Origin of the sequence: Pedobacter frigoris (genome assembly GCF_005116445.1) — a bacterium.
In the GTDB taxonomy this organism is placed as follows: Bacteria; Bacteroidota; Bacteroidia; order Sphingobacteriales; family Sphingobacteriaceae; genus Pedobacter; species Pedobacter frigoris.
In genome coordinates, this window is the sequence record NZ_SWBQ01000005.1 from 126,488 (window position 1) to 140,312 (window position 13,825).

Genomic DNA, 13,825 nt, shown 5'->3' on the forward strand with positions numbered 1-13,825 from the left:
TATGAATAGATTTTTAAAGGCCGCTTTTTTTGCGGCAATAGCTATGCTTTTGCCTTTTATGTCGTTTGCACAAGGCTTGGCAGGCGAGATGAAAAGTATGCACCTGGTCTTGGATCAGGTGTATAAGGAAATGATACCGCTTTGCTCGAAGCTGATTGGTGTAGGCCGTGGTCTTGCAGGCTTTGCAGCACTGATTTATATCGCATCCCGTGTTTGGAAGAACATTGCACAGGCAGAAGCGGTAGATTTTTACCCCTTGTTACGCCCCTTTGCGCTAGGACTTGCTATACTCCTTTTTCCGGCGGTGATCGGTTTGATGAACGGTGTGCTGCAACCTACGGTTTCCGCTACTTCTGCAATGGTACAAAACTCCGACCGTGCGATAGCGGTACTGCTTAAGCAGAAAGAGAACGCCATTAAAAAGACCGATCAATACCAGATGTATGTTGGTGCCGATGGTACTGGCGACAGTGATAAGTACTATAAATACCTGCATCCTGATGATCCAAACAGGCAGGATGAAGGTATGCTGGACAGGTTAGCGCATGGGATTGATTTTGCAATGGCAAAGGCTTCTTACAACTTTCGCAATTCCATTAAGCAATGGATGAGTGAGGTCTTGCAGGTAGTCTATACAGCAGCTTCGCTGTGCATCAATACGATCCGAACGTTCTACCTGATCATACTGGCGATACTCGGCCCGCTAGTATTTGCCTTTGCGGTATTTGATGGCTTTGAACATACACTTACGGTATGGATAGCGCGGTACGTCAACATCTTTTTGTGGTTGCCCATTGCTAATATCTTCGGGAGCATTATTGGTAAAGTGCAGGAAAATATGTTGCGCTATGATATTTCGCAGATCAATCAGCAGGGTGATACTTTCTTTTCACAGACCGATATGGCCTATCTCTGTTTTTTAATTATTGGGATCGTCGGCTATTTCTCGGTGCCTACCGTTGCCAATTATATCGTTCATGCAGGTGGCGGGAACTCGATTTTATCCAAGGTTAATTCGCTGGTTGTCGGTGGTGCCAGCACCACGACAAGGGCAGTTACTGGTGGCGGCGGTATGATAGCAGATGCAATGGGCAATTCAAACCGTAATTCAAAAGGGGGTAGCGCATCCGAAGGGAACGACTATTTCAAGAACAAATTAAAAAGTAACGATTAATCCCAAAGCCTATGTTTACACAACTCAAAAATATAGATACCGCATTCCGGCACATCAAGGTGTTCAGCTATTTGCTGATCTTAGCCAATACGTTTACCATTTGCTTTGGCATCTACAAATGGTGCCAGCTCTCCGGCGAGAAGGACGAAAAGATCTACATCCTGTACAACGGAAAAGTGTTGCAGGCACTAGCCTCAGATCGTAAAAGCAATCTGTCCGTACAGCTTAGGGATCACATCAAAACCTTTCACCAGTACTTTTTTAACCTTAGTCCCGATGATAAAGCAATCAAAGCATCAGTTTCCAAATCACTGTTTTTAGCTGACCTATCGGCCAAAAAGCAGTATGATAACTTGGTCGAAAGTGGTTATTATAACAACCTGATCTCGGCCAGTATCTCGCAGGAAATCGAAGTAGACAGCACTGTGCTGGACATCAATGTTTATCCATACACTTTCACATGCTATGCTACAGAAAAACTGATTCGGGCAAGTAGTACCTTGGTTAGAAAGCTGGTTACCAAAGGACAGGTCAGGGATTTAAAAACCCAGACCGATGATAACCCGCATGGCTTTTTGATACAGGGCTGGGAGATTCTGGAAAACAAAGATGTACCTAAATCTTATAGCAATGAGACTATTTCGCAATAAAAAGCAAAAAGTTTCTCCAGCTGGTGAGGCTCTGGCGGGGAAACTGGCTAGCCGAATTCTCCGTCAGCAGTCCAGGATTGCCAGATGGCTTAACCAGCGGACAAGTGCCTACTCCGCCTTCCGGTGGCTGGTTCTACTGATCCTATTCTGTTTAGGAATGGGCGGCACCTGCATTTATTTAATCATTTCATCCATTTACAATTAAAGACAATATAGCTTATGAATACAACACATTCTTCCGCTTTTTTAAAGCGACGCAAATTTCTAATGGTGCTGCCATTACTGATCCTGCCATTTATGACGATGGCCTTTTGGTCACTAGGTGGTGGTTCTGAACCAGCTGTTACCCAAGTGGCAGATACGAAAGGACTAAACTTAGCTTTGCCCGATGCAGATTTTAAGAACGAAAAACCTGTAGATAAAATGAGCCTGTACGATCAGGCACAGAGAGCGTTAATGGATTCTGCTGATCTGATCAGCCGGAATTATATCGCTGGTGAAAGTGCTGTGCTGGTTGGTGATGGACGCTCGTTTAAACCTGATCCAAGCGAAGCAGCAATTCAGGCAAAACTTGCGCAGATCAATGCGCAGGTAAATGCTAAACCTACGCCTGCCTATGGTACTGGTTCTGCCAGTGTGCGTCCTGCTGCTGATCCTGCCATGAGCACCGATATAGCTAAATTGGAAGCCCTGATGAAAAATATGCAGCAATCAGGCAGTGGTGACGACCCCGAAATGCGCCAACTAAATAGTATGATGGATAAAATATTGGCCATCCAAAACCCTGATCTGGTCAGACAGCAAAATGTTAAGCCTATTTATGTAAGTCCTGATAGCCTATTTAAAGCCATTCCCGCTGAAATTGCCGGAAATATCAAAGCAGTAGAAGGTTCGGTTATTGAGCTTAGGCTACTGGATACCTTAATCATAAACGGACAAGTGATTCCCAAAGGGCACTCCATATTCGGGCTGGCAAACTTCAGCAATCAGCGAATCAACCTGGAAATTAAAAATATCCGTTTGGGCAACCAGATCATTCCGGTCAGCTTAACGGTGTTTGATAAACGTGATGGTATGGTAGGCGTGAACGCGCCTGAAGCACTGCTTACCGATGCGGTGAACGGTGGTGCGGATGATGCCATCCGCAATATGCAGTTACTAAGTATGGATCAGGGTATCGCTACACAAGTTGCAGGTGCAGGGCTGGAGGCCGCGAAAGGTCTTTTTTCTAAAAATATCAAAAGGGTGAAGCAGAAATTGGTTGCAGGCTATGCTGTACTGCTTAGGGACAACAGCCGAAAGAATAATAAATAGTTTAATCATTTACTTTAAAATAGGAAAATATGAACGAGAACAATTTAGCGTACCTAAAGAAAACGCTCGACCGCATGGACTTTCCCGCAGAGGTTGGGGATAAACTTGCAAAAGAAATAGAGAAACAAGAGCCGGAAATTAAGTTGAACCATGAAGTAAACCGTGGGAATGAAACGGTAAACTATGATTTGAATTTCCGCAAGTCCGAGACTACCGACATGTATTTCTTCAACAGCTACAATGCTACTTTGAAGACAGGCAACGAAGCCCACGACAAGACACAGGAGTTCAGGATCAGGAACGGCAACAATATCGGTGCTGATGAAGCTTTTAATCTGATTGCAGGCAGGGCGGTGCAGAAATCAATGGTCAATGGCGATGGGGACACTTATCAGGCCTGGCTGAAAGTGGATTTCTCCCAAAAAGACAATTACGGGAACCATAATGTTGACCAGTTCCATGACCGTTACGGCTACGATCTGGAAAAGGCGGTGAATAAATTCCCGATTGCCGAACTGGCTAAGCCCGAAGGAAAAGCCGAATTACTGGCTTCGCTTAAAGCTGGAAATTCCACGGCGGTAACCATGACTAAGGACAGTCAGGAAGCTATTTTATTCATTGAGGCCAATCCGCGCCTGCGCACCATCAACATTAAAGATGAAAAAGGCGTGTCGGTAAAGCGTGACCAGGTGGAGATAAAGGATAAGAGCCAGAGCCAAAAGATTGACGAAAATCAGGGGCAGCAGAACAACCAAAGCGGACGCAAGAAGCAAGGCTTGTCCGTTTAACCCCAATTACATATATTTAAATCCAATTAGTATTAACCCTATAAAAATCAATTAAAAAGTATGGAATTATTTTCAAAAGTTAAGGAACTGGTAGCGGGCATTGAGGCCGATGCAGAGAAATTTTATAACAGCAATAACGGTGCAGCTGGCACCAGGGTTAGAAAAGCGATGCAAGACTTAAAAGTACTGGCAGGCGATATTCGTAAAGAGGTCACAGAAAAGAAAAATGCAAAATAGTAGTTTGCGCAATGCAAACATAATAAACTGGCTGCTTTAGCGTATTTATATACGAGAGCGTTAATTTAGATGACGGGGAAAGATCGGTATGATCCTTCCCCGTTTCTTTTTACTGATCAAAAAGAATCGGTATTGCTGCCGGTGTAATAGTTGGCGTAGTTGTCTGGAATGCCTAGTGCCGTAAGAAAACTTCTGGCCGCTCCACCGTTTAATCGAGGTATACGGATCTGATTGCTGGATTTAAGTGAAAAGTCTGGAAATAGTTTAAAGCCGGAATCTTCTTTAAGTGCAACAGAGAAAATCAACCCGCCTACGATGAACAATGCAACCTCTAACTTCCATCCTTCGCCTACCTCTGGTGTTGGTATCATATCTACTATTTCCCCATTTGCACGATCTATTCTAACTATAGCCATCTCATACACCGTTTCTGCACCAGGATCGTCTTCCATAATCATTTTCCTCAATATTGGTTCGTGAGTAGGGATATGAACTTTCTGGAAAAATTCGTTGCTCGAATGATGTGCACGCCAGAGTAGTGACAGTACGAACAGCTTGAGCTGTTTGTAATCCATGCCGGTAATGTGAAGTGTTGTTAGCTGATCATTCTCTAGTTGAGCGACAACGTTGGTATGTGCATTTGTTGTAGGCGGGGGCAAAACAGACGCAGCGTATCGTTCCAGTCTTCCAATGATGACATTATCACAGTGTTCACAAAGCACATTCTTATCGTAAAAACCAGTTTGATAAAATCTGGGGCCACGATTATCTTTTAAGCTTGCCAGCAAGGTACGGTTTGTATGGTCAAACACACCTTTATATATGAAAGATGGATAAATGTGAGATTGCTTAAGCAATTTTTTTTGCTGACCACATAGCTTACATATTCCCTTTTTCATCATTGGAAGTTAGGATTTTTAAATCGTTATTAAAATGACGGGAAGTTATAGTTTAAATACTTGCCATAGAAAGCAATCATAAAGTTCAACATAAAACTAATTATAGTGGAGGAGAAGAGGGGAATCGAACCCCTCAGCCCGCATTTTGGGAAGCAATTGCCGCTTTGGTCTGCACTTCACTGAACTATCATGGGGTGGTATTTCGTACCAACATCTCCGCTAAGGCCCCACACCAGATTTTTCTTCCAATAGTTTTATAGTCTACCTTCATAATTCTTTGTTTAAAATGCTTAAATAATAGTTCCAGTATTTCATGGAGGATAATACCAAACACCACCCCAAAGGCCCAATGAAGCAAAAGAGCTACACCTACTTTAATCCCCAATATTTTTAATGTTTAAAGATATTAAAAGTATCTCAAACAAACTATATCTTCTCAGACCCTATGAAACCTTCGCCGGTACAAGAGTCCTCAAGGTCAAACGCAGGGATTGCTTAATCAAATATTCTTTGTACTTTAATAGCTTTAAGAATTAAATATGACGCTAATTGAATTTATAAAGTCACTGGTTACAAAGGATAGTCGCCTGGGCGACCTTGCAGAAGATGTAATGGGTGACAAAAATTTTCCATATGATCAACCGGAAGAGCGTGTCGTTTCCTATTTGAGATTTGTTCTGGGTAGACGCAACAATGATGGTGTGTTTGAAGAGCTTATGGCAGCTTACGAGGTTCAGAAAGAAACTCCCCTTAAGCTTACCGATTTGCACGTAAAATTTGCACCAATGAAAGCCGAGCGATGGGAGTTCCTAAAAGCGAATTTTCCATGTGACCGGGTTATAACAGTTGGCGAGTATGGAGATATATATCGTATATATGCTGTTGATGCTGTGGGGGAAACGGCGATTAAGTTTGATGTTTACGCAAAGCATAAGTTGACTGAATTGTCTATGGTTGACGTGCGAAACATTTATTTTGGCGACCTTACGAAAGAACTTACTGTCCAACAGGCTCTGGATCAACTTGCAGCAAATCATTTTAGCGGCACCCGTGAACCTACTCAACCGAATTATTCAGAGATGATTGGCTACCTGAAAAGCCAGTTAAAAGACCCTTTGGATATATAATTTTAAAGGTGCGAATATTATTTATCCTTGAAAATCCATTTGCAGTAGATGTCGCAAGAAATGCGTTGGGAAGCTTTGCTGAACCTGATTCAATTTACTTTGTCCATAATTTTAAGGATGCAAGTGAATACATTGAAAAGCAGGTGGTCGAAAAGCAATCAGCACTTGACCTGGTGATCACCCAGCATGAAATTTGGGGCGAGCAGGCATTGGATTTTAAAAGAATGCTAATCTCTTTTCCTAAACAAATTTACTCCCACTTTGATTTTAACCTCGAAAAACTACCTGTCGTTTTATTGCTGCCCGAAAGCGAAAATCTAGCTTTCTATGAAAAGCAGGGTTTCTCCGATTTCCTGCACTACTCGGGCGAGGAAGATTTGCATAAAATAATCCCAACATTCAGGAATGAAGTGAAAAAGTGGCGACGCAGCGTCGTTGACGAAATGGACAATCTGGGAATACGCTATAATTCAGGTTTTGTTGACTATACCTATTATTTTGAAAAAGTAAAGAGCTATGTTGACACAAGGATATTATCAGAGAATTTCAAGCAGTTTCCCCGCAAACTGAATTACTACTGGTTAACAGACAATAAGAACCAGATTGAAAAAGCAATAGATGAATATATTAAACTGCTAAAAAGAACACATCGGCAAAACAAGCAAAAGGAAGAAAAGCTTTACCACAAGTTTTTTAACGAGAACAACTTTTTCCTAAAGCGGGATAATTACACTAAATCCTGGTATGAACAACGCCTGCATTATAATGCCAAAAACTATCATGAGCCTGATTATAGCTTGCAGCCGAACACTAACTATCAGACAGACCTTAATATTTTGGAAGTTAAATTGCCAAATGAGGGCTTTGTGAAGAAAACGACCTTTCATCCAAATCTCTATTCAAGAGTATTTGGCCATTTGGGGCAGATCAATGACTATAAAGAGTATCTAGAGAGTGAGCAGTTCGATGATATTATCCGGGCAAAATACGGTTGGCGGCCGAACAAAATCAGTTTTCATCTTTTGATGGGCAGAAAACAGGATAAGGATGATAATTTAGAGGTGATTGAAAAGCGTGTCAGACATTTTTCTCAGGGGCATATTCATCTGATGACGTATGATGAGTTGTTGGAATATCAGGTTAAGTATTTGGAACGTGTTGGTCTTCTGGAAATAAAATAGCTCTTTTTAGTGTGATTTAGGAACTATTCGTAATGATCCCGATTTAATTCAATATGATAGAGGAAATCTGATAGCTGTTCTAAACTTTGATGAATGGCAGAAAATCGCTCTTCAAAGTTTTCAAGGTCGATCTCTACGTTACCGATCTGGTCAACATAAAAGTGATTTTCATATTTATTGTCAAAGGGATACCGCGAGAAATCCATTTTGTCCTGCCTGGCTGTAGCTTGTGTCTTTTCAAACAGTTCTTCTATATAATTATTCAATCCTTCTGTTTCCTCGTCAAAATGTTTAATGGTGATTTCGCCGCCATATTTTTTAATTTTTGAACGGACTGTAGCATAAATCTGACGAATATTATGAGCGCCTTCAATGCGCATATCTTCTTCCATTTTTTTGTTTAGCATCCAGGTTAATGCTTTTAAATATAATTCTATTCCATGATTGGCATTGGTGAGGATGGGAAAGATAAGTATGTCGGCAGCCTTATCGTCATTGTTGTTCAATGCGAATTTTGAAAGTTCGATAGCAGATCTCATGAAGCCGTCAGCAATATTAAGCATGTTTAAAATATCACTCCATTTATCAATCCGCCAATTTAGAAAGGCTATTTTGGTGTAATCTTCGTTTCTTGAAAAGATAGGTTTCATAAACACTAATTTACTATCAAATTTAGCGGGAATAGCTTGTGAATTATTAACATTACACCACTTATTGACTTCTGACTTGGCCGGGGCTTAATGAAGCCGTTATAGCTAAATTATTCTTATAGTGCATGTTATTGGGGTCAACGGTGTGCATAAAACTTTTGCCGAAAGATTTTATGATAAGTTATATTTGTTTTTCAATGCTAAACTATGAACCCATTTTATGACATTAGTGACCAAAAAGATTTGCCTGTCGAAAGTTTGCAGCTAAAAAATTTGGGAACTGAAAAGGTCTTTGCCAGCATCGGAAAGACTACCAGAAACGGCTGGGAAGGTCGCAGCACGCAGTGGAGCCACCATATGACAGCTGTCACACCTGAAGATTATGACAGACAATTTGTAAATAAACTGATGAAATCAAGACCTATTTATACGATGAAGAAGGTATTGGATCATCATTTTGAAAATTACTGTTCAATCCATACGCAGGGACAGGCAGATTTCTTCATACACATGCGTCATGTTGCGCTTCCAACTCTAAGAAAACTTAAAAGCAGTGAGGTTTGTGTGAATTTGTTTGAAGAATGGCTGGAAGAAAAAATGTCAGTTAATAAAAAGAGCCTAACGCCAAATACCGTGAATAATAACACCATAAATGTTGGTAGCGTCAATGCTCCAGTACAATTTCAGCAGAGTTCAGATCACTCTGTTCAAACCCAGCACAACCATTATCAAAAAGAGCACGTTAAAGAGGTTTTTGATTTAATCACCAGAGACATTCAAAATCTTAACGAACAAATTAGGAATGATTTTACGATGGAAATGAATTATGCCGTGGCACAACTGGAAAAAGATAGGGACATCAAACCTCAACTATTAAGTCTCGGCTCATTAATGAAAGATGTTGGGGTTGGTACATTTACCAATTTACTGGCTGCGCCAATTTTTGAAGTGATAAAGCCTCTGCTCGGTTTATAATATGAAAAAGGTCAGGCTTGAACGCCAGGTACTTTTAAGCTATGAAAGCGTGTTTGCCGAGTCTATCGACTTGGAATTGACCCTGCGTACTCTTCCACAAAAAGCAGCGCTTGAATTTATATGCTATCTGCTTCATCTGTTCAATGTCCGCAAAAGAAGCGATGAGAGGTTCCAAAGCGATCACCTCATGCAATGGATGATGAAAATGGGAGGTAGTAGCCAAAACAGTTTACTGGAATTTGTCACCGCTAACAGTGATACTATTTTCGGCCCTGGCTTTAAGCTGTTGGAACGTCGGCCCTGTCTTGATCTGATTCAGCATCTATTGGTACACGCTGATTCGCAGAGTGATCGAGAACTTGATAAAAATGATTATGGATTGCTCTTCCGGCTATTACTTACTTTTAATTCCAGTGGAGTCGCACATGAACAGGATATTTTTGACTGGGATCACAACGGCCCATTTCAGCAATTTGCTGACCGAATATTGAAAGTTCAGATCAGGAATATTGAGAACGAACGGTTCAAGAATTATGCACTACAATTTTTGAAGGTATACTATTTTTTTAAGTTCTGTGAATCCAACTCAGCTTATGCCAGTTCACTAAAGCTGTTTCTTGATAGCCTTTCGCTTTCATCTTATAAAAGCTATTTATGGAGGCTGTTATCACCCTATCTGAATTTGATGACCAATGATGAGCCGACGCCAAAAATGCACATTAAAGGAGATGCAGAGTTTCTTAGCTTTTATCATGGGCTGGTTGTCAATGGTAAAGCACAGATAGATAAGGATTATAAATCATTACGAACATTTCCCTTATATCTGATCGCTGATAACACCTTCCTATTTTTGGACTTTCGTTTTTTTGTTGACAAATTCTATAATGGTTTTCTTTTCGATTTTTCCGCAAGGACAGGGTTGTCTTTTGCAAAATTGAAGCAGGCAATGGGTGATGACTTTTCAGAGCGTATTTTGTTTTATACAGTCATGCAAAATTGCTTTGAAGAATACGGTGATGTCCGGCTGACAGGGGAGCTGTTAAAGAAAGCGCTTAAGGAAGCGGAACCGGATTATTATATGAGACAGGGTGCCGATGTTTTTTTGTTTGAATTCAAAGATATTCTTCTATCCGCCGAAGTGAAGTATGCCGACAGCATCGATAGCATAAAGAAGGGTTTAATCGAAAAACTGGAAAAGGATACGCGTGGAAAGCAGAAGGGTATTTCCCAACTGCTTAATAGTATAAAAGATATACAAAACGGAAAGTATGCAGAGAAAGGCGTGGATAGTCCACTTCGTGGTGACACAAGTATTTTCCCTATTATTGTTCATACTGACATAAGCCTCGAAGCATACGGGGTAAACTACTTTTTAAACCAGCGAATGCACGAGCTTGCGCTGAAAGAAGGAGGTTGCCTGGTTAATATTCAACCCCTCACGCTAATACACCTGGATAATCTGCTGCTGCTTCAGGATCATTTCAGAAGCGGGAAGCTTGAACTTGCGGATTGCTTAAAATCCTATCATACCTATGTATCTAGCGGCGATCCGGTAAACGACACGATACCTTTTGACGAATTTGTTAAACATCATTTTGCATCAGTGAATAAGGAATCAATAGGTCAACCGTCAATCTTTAAAGAAATAATCGCCGATTTCGAGCGAAAAAATAAATGAAATATCTGCCCTAGCCTAAATCATCGGCATCAGCTTGTTTGGGATATTTCTGGTTAAATTCATTTAGCAGGTTGTTGGTCAGCAGTGTGGTATCTTTGACAAATGATTCTAGTATTTTTTTATTCCGAATCCTGATCATGCCGACGCCGCTCGCCATAACTACATCTTCCTGCTGTAGAAACTTAAAATCTTTATGTTTTTCCAATGCTTTGTCTCCGTCATCTTGCATGATCCCACCATTGTGCGCTAGCAAATTTCTCACGTTTTGATAATGAGACATCCGGCCCCAGGGTGAACGTTCCCTTGATGCGCTGGCTAGTCCACCGACCAAACGTAGGTAATTGGTGTATTGTTCTAAGATGCCCCTGCCCGAAATATGGCTCAGTTTGATCTGAATACCTGGTTGGCCTTCAAGGGTGCTTGCGACTTTCATCAAAAAATGTTCAAAAGAGGCGTACATGGTTACAAATATCGAATTTAGGAAAAGCCATTCAATATTGTTCAGGTGACTGCCCTCTTCTAACCAGTCGGCGCCAGTTTCCTTTCTGATCATTCTTGCTGTGAAATTCTCATTCTGATCTTTAAATCGGTTAAGATTATCATCGGCTAGAATTAGGTAGGATTTTAGATTCTTTAAATAAAGCGTATTGGTTAACGGCAGGCTGTATTTTAACATTATATGAAACTTATTGATAGCGTAATATCTGTTTAGTTGCTTCCGAAGATAATCTACTAACATCACTATGCAAAGATATCAGGCATTTAATTATGGCAGCTATCTGTAAACAGCATTTGGAATTTATATAAACCTTACTTCAGTTTGAAGCTGGGCTTTATATTTTTATGCCTAATTTGCCACTTGAAAATAAGCCTGCACATGACATACAACGTATATATCCAGTCTGACAATGGTGAAACCAGTTTTCTTGCCGTCAACTTGCAACAGGCAGAGAAAATAGCTACTGTGTACAAGCAGGGCATAACTGCCTTCACGTTGAATTATATCGAATATGGGTTCAAGAGGATATACAGGATTGCATTTTTTGAAAACAGGGATGAGCATAGTGCGGAGAAATTAAAAAGCTGGATAAACTCTAACAGTAGTTTCGGACTAGAACCACAAATGGACCCGGAAACGATGAAATCATTCGGAGATGAGGTCACCCCTGATTTTATAGATGATCAGGAGTTTGGCTATGCGAAAAATCAGTCATTGCAAAAAAAGCAGGAGCGGGATGATTTTTATGTCAATCCTTCGCGGATACAGGAATTAATAGGATTAACATCAACATCCTTTGATCTTGCGAAATTAATTCGCTTGTGTGAGGAATTAAACGATAACTGGAAGAGGGAAAACTACTATTCAGTAGGGCTTATTGGAAGAAGTATAATTAACCATGTGCCGCCGATCTTTGGTGCGTTTACTAAGTTTGATCAGGTTGTAGCGAACGGCCCGAATGTTTCATTTAGGAAAAACGCGGGTAGCCTTAATGAATCACTTCGCAGTATTGCAGATAGTTATACTCATCATATTATTCGGAAAAAGGAATCCCATCCAAATGAACAACAGGTAGATTTTCGGGCAAATCTTGATGTTTTGTTGGTTGAAATCATTAGAATCTTACACGTTTAAGAGATGAAAAAATGTGCGTTATGTCTGGAACGGGAGGCCAATGATACAGGATCTCATATTATACCTCATTTTCTTTTAAAACGAATCTTCAATGTCGAAAATGCAAAGGGGCGTGATCAGGAGCTTAGTTTTAAATTAACGGCGTATGATGTGGAAACACATTTTGGTAGGGGTGTAAATCCTGACAAATTGGAAGAGGTTTTCGGGGAGTTAACTGATGAGGAACTGGAAGCAAAAGTGATAGCGCAGATGGTTATAGATCATGAATGGTGTACTGTTTGCGAAAAGAAGTTCGCCTATTTTGAAAGTCAATATGCCGATACTCTTAAAACAGGTGCGGAAGAACCCTATCAAAGCACAAAATCAGGCTTCACTTACATTTATGTTTTGGCTCTCTATTTTTTGGCGGGCGTCTCAGACCGATAACGTGGGTTTTGCGCTTAAAAAAGATGATCAAAAGATTGCTCGTGCCTTGCTGAATGATTATGATCCAGTGGGTTCAAACAAGGAATTTGAGCATAAATACCAACATGCTCTGGAAAATATAAGTTACAAAGTCTATCGGTCACCAGACTACTCAAAAATAAGGGGTACATTTTTGTTTATGGCGCATCAAAGCCAGCCTTATTCATTTATGGTAGATGAATTTGTAGTTCAAATGTATTTCCATGCCAAGCATAAGAAAAATAATAATCAGTTATTTTTTGGATTCGAGAAAATTACCGATGCTGCATTTAATGATTATCATCAAGGGGAGTTTATCCAAGGCTTAACCTATGATGATTTCGGTAACAGAATGGATAATTTCGTTGAATTCTATAAGGCATTGAGATTGCGGGTGTATGATAATCTCTTAAATAAATTGCATTATAAATTGGGTTTTAGAGGGACTATGGACAAAGGGATTAAAGACGAGATTCTTCAGCAGGTGGCTTCCGACACAACCAAGCTCGGAAGAAAATACACAAAAGAGGATTTTATTAAATGTACAACAACAGTGCTAATGAAATATGGGCTTAGACCCTGAATCTTTACTTAATTTATCTATCAACTACATAACTATTTTGACACATTGTTCTATAAGTTTTAAAATTATTCAGATATGGTTTTAAAATATCAAATTCTAAAAACTTGGTTTCCCCTAAACCCCAGGCATCCAGTTCACGAAGATATTTAGCATAGGTTCCTTCTATTAACTCTTGGTCAGTAGGTCTGTCCTGAAGTAAATGACCATATTCATGAAATATTGACCACAAAACATCAAGCGGATCTTCTCTTTCTCTAATGCCAATATATAGTTCAAAGTTCCTTGAAAGCATATTGCGTGGGGTTTGAGCTAAATGGGATGAATTTATTTGTGAATCAATTATTATGATCGCGTCCTTTGAATAAAACTCACTAAACAGAATATCAATAACTTGCTCAAAAGGCTTTAAATCAGGGATGGATGCGAATAATCCCCTTAGCGTATTTCTTTTTTTTATTTCCAATGGTACAACGGGCATAATTTTTACTTGGT

Annotated in this window: 17 protein-coding genes; 13 read left to right on the plus strand and 4 right to left on the minus strand. The window is 40.2% G+C overall.

From position 1 onward, the window contains the following. Position 1: 1 nt before the first annotated feature. Genes traJ through FA047_RS16690 form a run of 6 tightly spaced genes read left to right on the plus strand, consistent with a single transcriptional unit; the run spans position 2 to position 4,163 of the window. Positions 2–1,174: a conjugative transposon protein TraJ gene (gene traJ / locus FA047_RS16665; protein WP_136837223.1), complete on the plus strand. Its 1,173-nt coding sequence runs from the start codon at positions 2–4 to the stop codon at positions 1,172–1,174. An 11-nt stretch (positions 1,175–1,185) separates the two neighbouring features. Next, positions 1,186–1,824 carry a conjugative transposon protein TraK gene (gene traK / locus FA047_RS16670; RefSeq protein ID WP_136837224.1) on the plus strand — a complete coding sequence of 213 codons (639 nt, stop codon included), beginning with the start codon at positions 1,186–1,188 and terminating at the stop codon, positions 1,822–1,824. Further along, positions 1,805–2,029 (plus strand): hypothetical protein, encoded by a 225-nt coding sequence (locus FA047_RS16675; protein WP_136837225.1) that lies wholly within the window; start codon positions 1,805–1,807, stop codon positions 2,027–2,029. The genes traK and FA047_RS16675 overlap by 20 nt, the downstream gene beginning before the upstream one ends. A 14-nt stretch (positions 2,030–2,043) precedes the next feature. Further along, entirely contained in the window at positions 2,044–3,138 is a 1,095-nt protein-coding gene (gene traM / locus FA047_RS16680; RefSeq protein WP_225872765.1) for a conjugative transposon protein TraM, read from the plus strand. A 29-nt stretch (positions 3,139–3,167) separates the two neighbouring features. Continuing rightward, positions 3,168–3,926: a hypothetical protein gene (locus FA047_RS16685; RefSeq protein WP_136837226.1), complete on the plus strand. Its 759-nt coding sequence runs from the start codon at positions 3,168–3,170 to the stop codon at positions 3,924–3,926. A 60-nt stretch (positions 3,927–3,986) separates the two neighbouring features. Then, a complete protein-coding gene (locus FA047_RS16690; RefSeq protein ID WP_136837227.1) occupies positions 3,987–4,163 on the plus strand; it encodes a histone H1 in 177 nt (58 codons plus the stop codon). Between the two features lie 116 nt (positions 4,164–4,279). Here FA047_RS16690 and FA047_RS16695 read toward each other — a convergent pair whose 3' ends face one another. Further along, positions 4,280–5,065, minus strand: coding sequence for a hypothetical protein (locus tag FA047_RS16695; RefSeq protein WP_136837228.1), 786 nt, complete (start codon positions 5,063–5,065; stop codon positions 4,280–4,282). A 536-nt stretch (positions 5,066–5,601) separates the two neighbouring features. Here FA047_RS16695 and FA047_RS16700 point away from each other — a divergent pair. Together FA047_RS16700 and FA047_RS16705 are read left to right on the plus strand one after the other, a co-directional pair. Continuing rightward, complete coding sequence (locus FA047_RS16700) at positions 5,602–6,189, plus strand: hypothetical protein (RefSeq protein ID WP_136837229.1); 588 nt, start codon at positions 5,602–5,604, stop codon at positions 6,187–6,189. Between the two features lie 8 nt (positions 6,190–6,197). Further along, a complete protein-coding gene (locus tag FA047_RS16705) occupies positions 6,198–7,370 on the plus strand; it encodes a Shedu immune nuclease family protein (protein ID WP_136837230.1) in 1,173 nt (390 codons plus the stop codon). A 23-nt stretch (positions 7,371–7,393) separates the two neighbouring features. Here the strand turns inward: FA047_RS16705 and FA047_RS16710 are convergent, their stop codons facing one another. Beyond that, entirely contained in the window at positions 7,394–8,020 is a 627-nt protein-coding gene (locus FA047_RS16710; protein ID WP_136837231.1) for a hypothetical protein, read from the minus strand. A gap of 207 nt (positions 8,021–8,227) precedes the next feature. Here FA047_RS16710 and FA047_RS16715 point away from each other — a divergent pair, with 207 nt between their 5' ends. Then, positions 8,228–8,995, plus strand: coding sequence for a hypothetical protein (locus FA047_RS16715; protein WP_136837232.1), 768 nt, complete (start codon positions 8,228–8,230; stop codon positions 8,993–8,995). A gap of 1 nt (position 8,996) precedes the next feature. Further along, the gene (locus FA047_RS16720; RefSeq protein WP_136837233.1) at positions 8,997–10,673 is read left to right on the plus strand and encodes a hypothetical protein; all 1,677 of its coding nucleotides are present in this window, start codon (positions 8,997–8,999) and stop codon (positions 10,671–10,673) included. A gap of 10 nt (positions 10,674–10,683) precedes the next feature. Here the strand turns inward: FA047_RS16720 and FA047_RS16725 are convergent, their stop codons facing one another. Next, a complete protein-coding gene (locus FA047_RS16725) occupies positions 10,684–11,349 on the minus strand; it encodes a hypothetical protein (protein ID WP_136837234.1) in 666 nt (221 codons plus the stop codon). Positions 11,350–11,550: 201 nt separating this feature from the next. On the opposite strand from FA047_RS16725, the gene FA047_RS16730 reads away from it, so the two are divergent. From FA047_RS16730 to FA047_RS16740, 3 genes are read left to right on the plus strand one after another with little or no spacing between them, the layout of a single operon-like run. Continuing rightward, complete coding sequence (locus FA047_RS16730; RefSeq protein WP_136837235.1) at positions 11,551–12,306, plus strand: hypothetical protein; 756 nt, start codon at positions 11,551–11,553, stop codon at positions 12,304–12,306. A 3-nt stretch (positions 12,307–12,309) separates the two neighbouring features. Further along, complete coding sequence (locus FA047_RS16735) at positions 12,310–12,732, plus strand: hypothetical protein (RefSeq protein ID WP_136837236.1); 423 nt, start codon at positions 12,310–12,312, stop codon at positions 12,730–12,732. Between the two features lies 1 nt (position 12,733). Beyond that, the gene (locus tag FA047_RS16740) at positions 12,734–13,333 is read left to right on the plus strand and encodes a hypothetical protein (protein ID WP_136837237.1); all 600 of its coding nucleotides are present in this window, start codon (positions 12,734–12,736) and stop codon (positions 13,331–13,333) included. A gap of 13 nt (positions 13,334–13,346) precedes the next feature. Here FA047_RS16740 and FA047_RS16745 read toward each other — a convergent pair whose 3' ends face one another. Continuing rightward, positions 13,347–13,811, minus strand: coding sequence for a hypothetical protein (locus tag FA047_RS16745; RefSeq protein WP_136837238.1), 465 nt, complete (start codon positions 13,809–13,811; stop codon positions 13,347–13,349). Positions 13,812–13,825 lie beyond the last annotated feature (14 nt).

Bases quoted from the DNA above. Each gene is read 5' to 3' on its own strand.
- traJ (WP_136837223.1), top strand. From the start codon at position 2: ATGAATAGATTTTTAAAGGCCGCTTTTTTTGCGGCAATAGCTATGCTT.
- traK (WP_136837224.1), top strand. From the start codon at position 1,186: ATGTTTACACAACTCAAAAATATAGATACCGCATTCCGGCACATCAAG.
- FA047_RS16675 (WP_136837225.1), top strand. From the start codon at position 1,805: ATGAGACTATTTCGCAATAAAAAGCAAAAAGTTTCTCCAGCTGGTGAG.
- traM (WP_225872765.1), top strand. From the start codon at position 2,044: ATGAATACAACACATTCTTCCGCTTTTTTAAAGCGACGCAAATTTCTA.
- FA047_RS16685 (WP_136837226.1), top strand. From the start codon at position 3,168: ATGAACGAGAACAATTTAGCGTACCTAAAGAAAACGCTCGACCGCATG.
- FA047_RS16690 (WP_136837227.1), top strand. From the start codon at position 3,987: ATGGAATTATTTTCAAAAGTTAAGGAACTGGTAGCGGGCATTGAGGCC.
- FA047_RS16695 (WP_136837228.1), bottom strand. From the start codon at position 5,065: ATGATGAAAAAGGGAATATGTAAGCTATGTGGTCAGCAAAAAAAATTG.
- FA047_RS16700 (WP_136837229.1), top strand. From the start codon at position 5,602: ATGACGCTAATTGAATTTATAAAGTCACTGGTTACAAAGGATAGTCGC.
- FA047_RS16710 (WP_136837231.1), bottom strand. From the start codon at position 8,020: ATGAAACCTATCTTTTCAAGAAACGAAGATTACACCAAAATAGCCTTT.
- FA047_RS16715 (WP_136837232.1), top strand. From the start codon at position 8,228: ATGAACCCATTTTATGACATTAGTGACCAAAAAGATTTGCCTGTCGAA.
- FA047_RS16720 (WP_136837233.1), top strand. From the start codon at position 8,997: ATGAAAAAGGTCAGGCTTGAACGCCAGGTACTTTTAAGCTATGAAAGC.
- FA047_RS16725 (WP_136837234.1), bottom strand. From the start codon at position 11,349: ATGTTAAAATACAGCCTGCCGTTAACCAATACGCTTTATTTAAAGAAT.
- FA047_RS16730 (WP_136837235.1), top strand. From the start codon at position 11,551: ATGACATACAACGTATATATCCAGTCTGACAATGGTGAAACCAGTTTT.
- FA047_RS16735 (WP_136837236.1), top strand. From the start codon at position 12,310: ATGAAAAAATGTGCGTTATGTCTGGAACGGGAGGCCAATGATACAGGA.
- FA047_RS16745 (WP_136837238.1), bottom strand. From the start codon at position 13,811: ATGCCCGTTGTACCATTGGAAATAAAAAAAAGAAATACGCTAAGGGGA.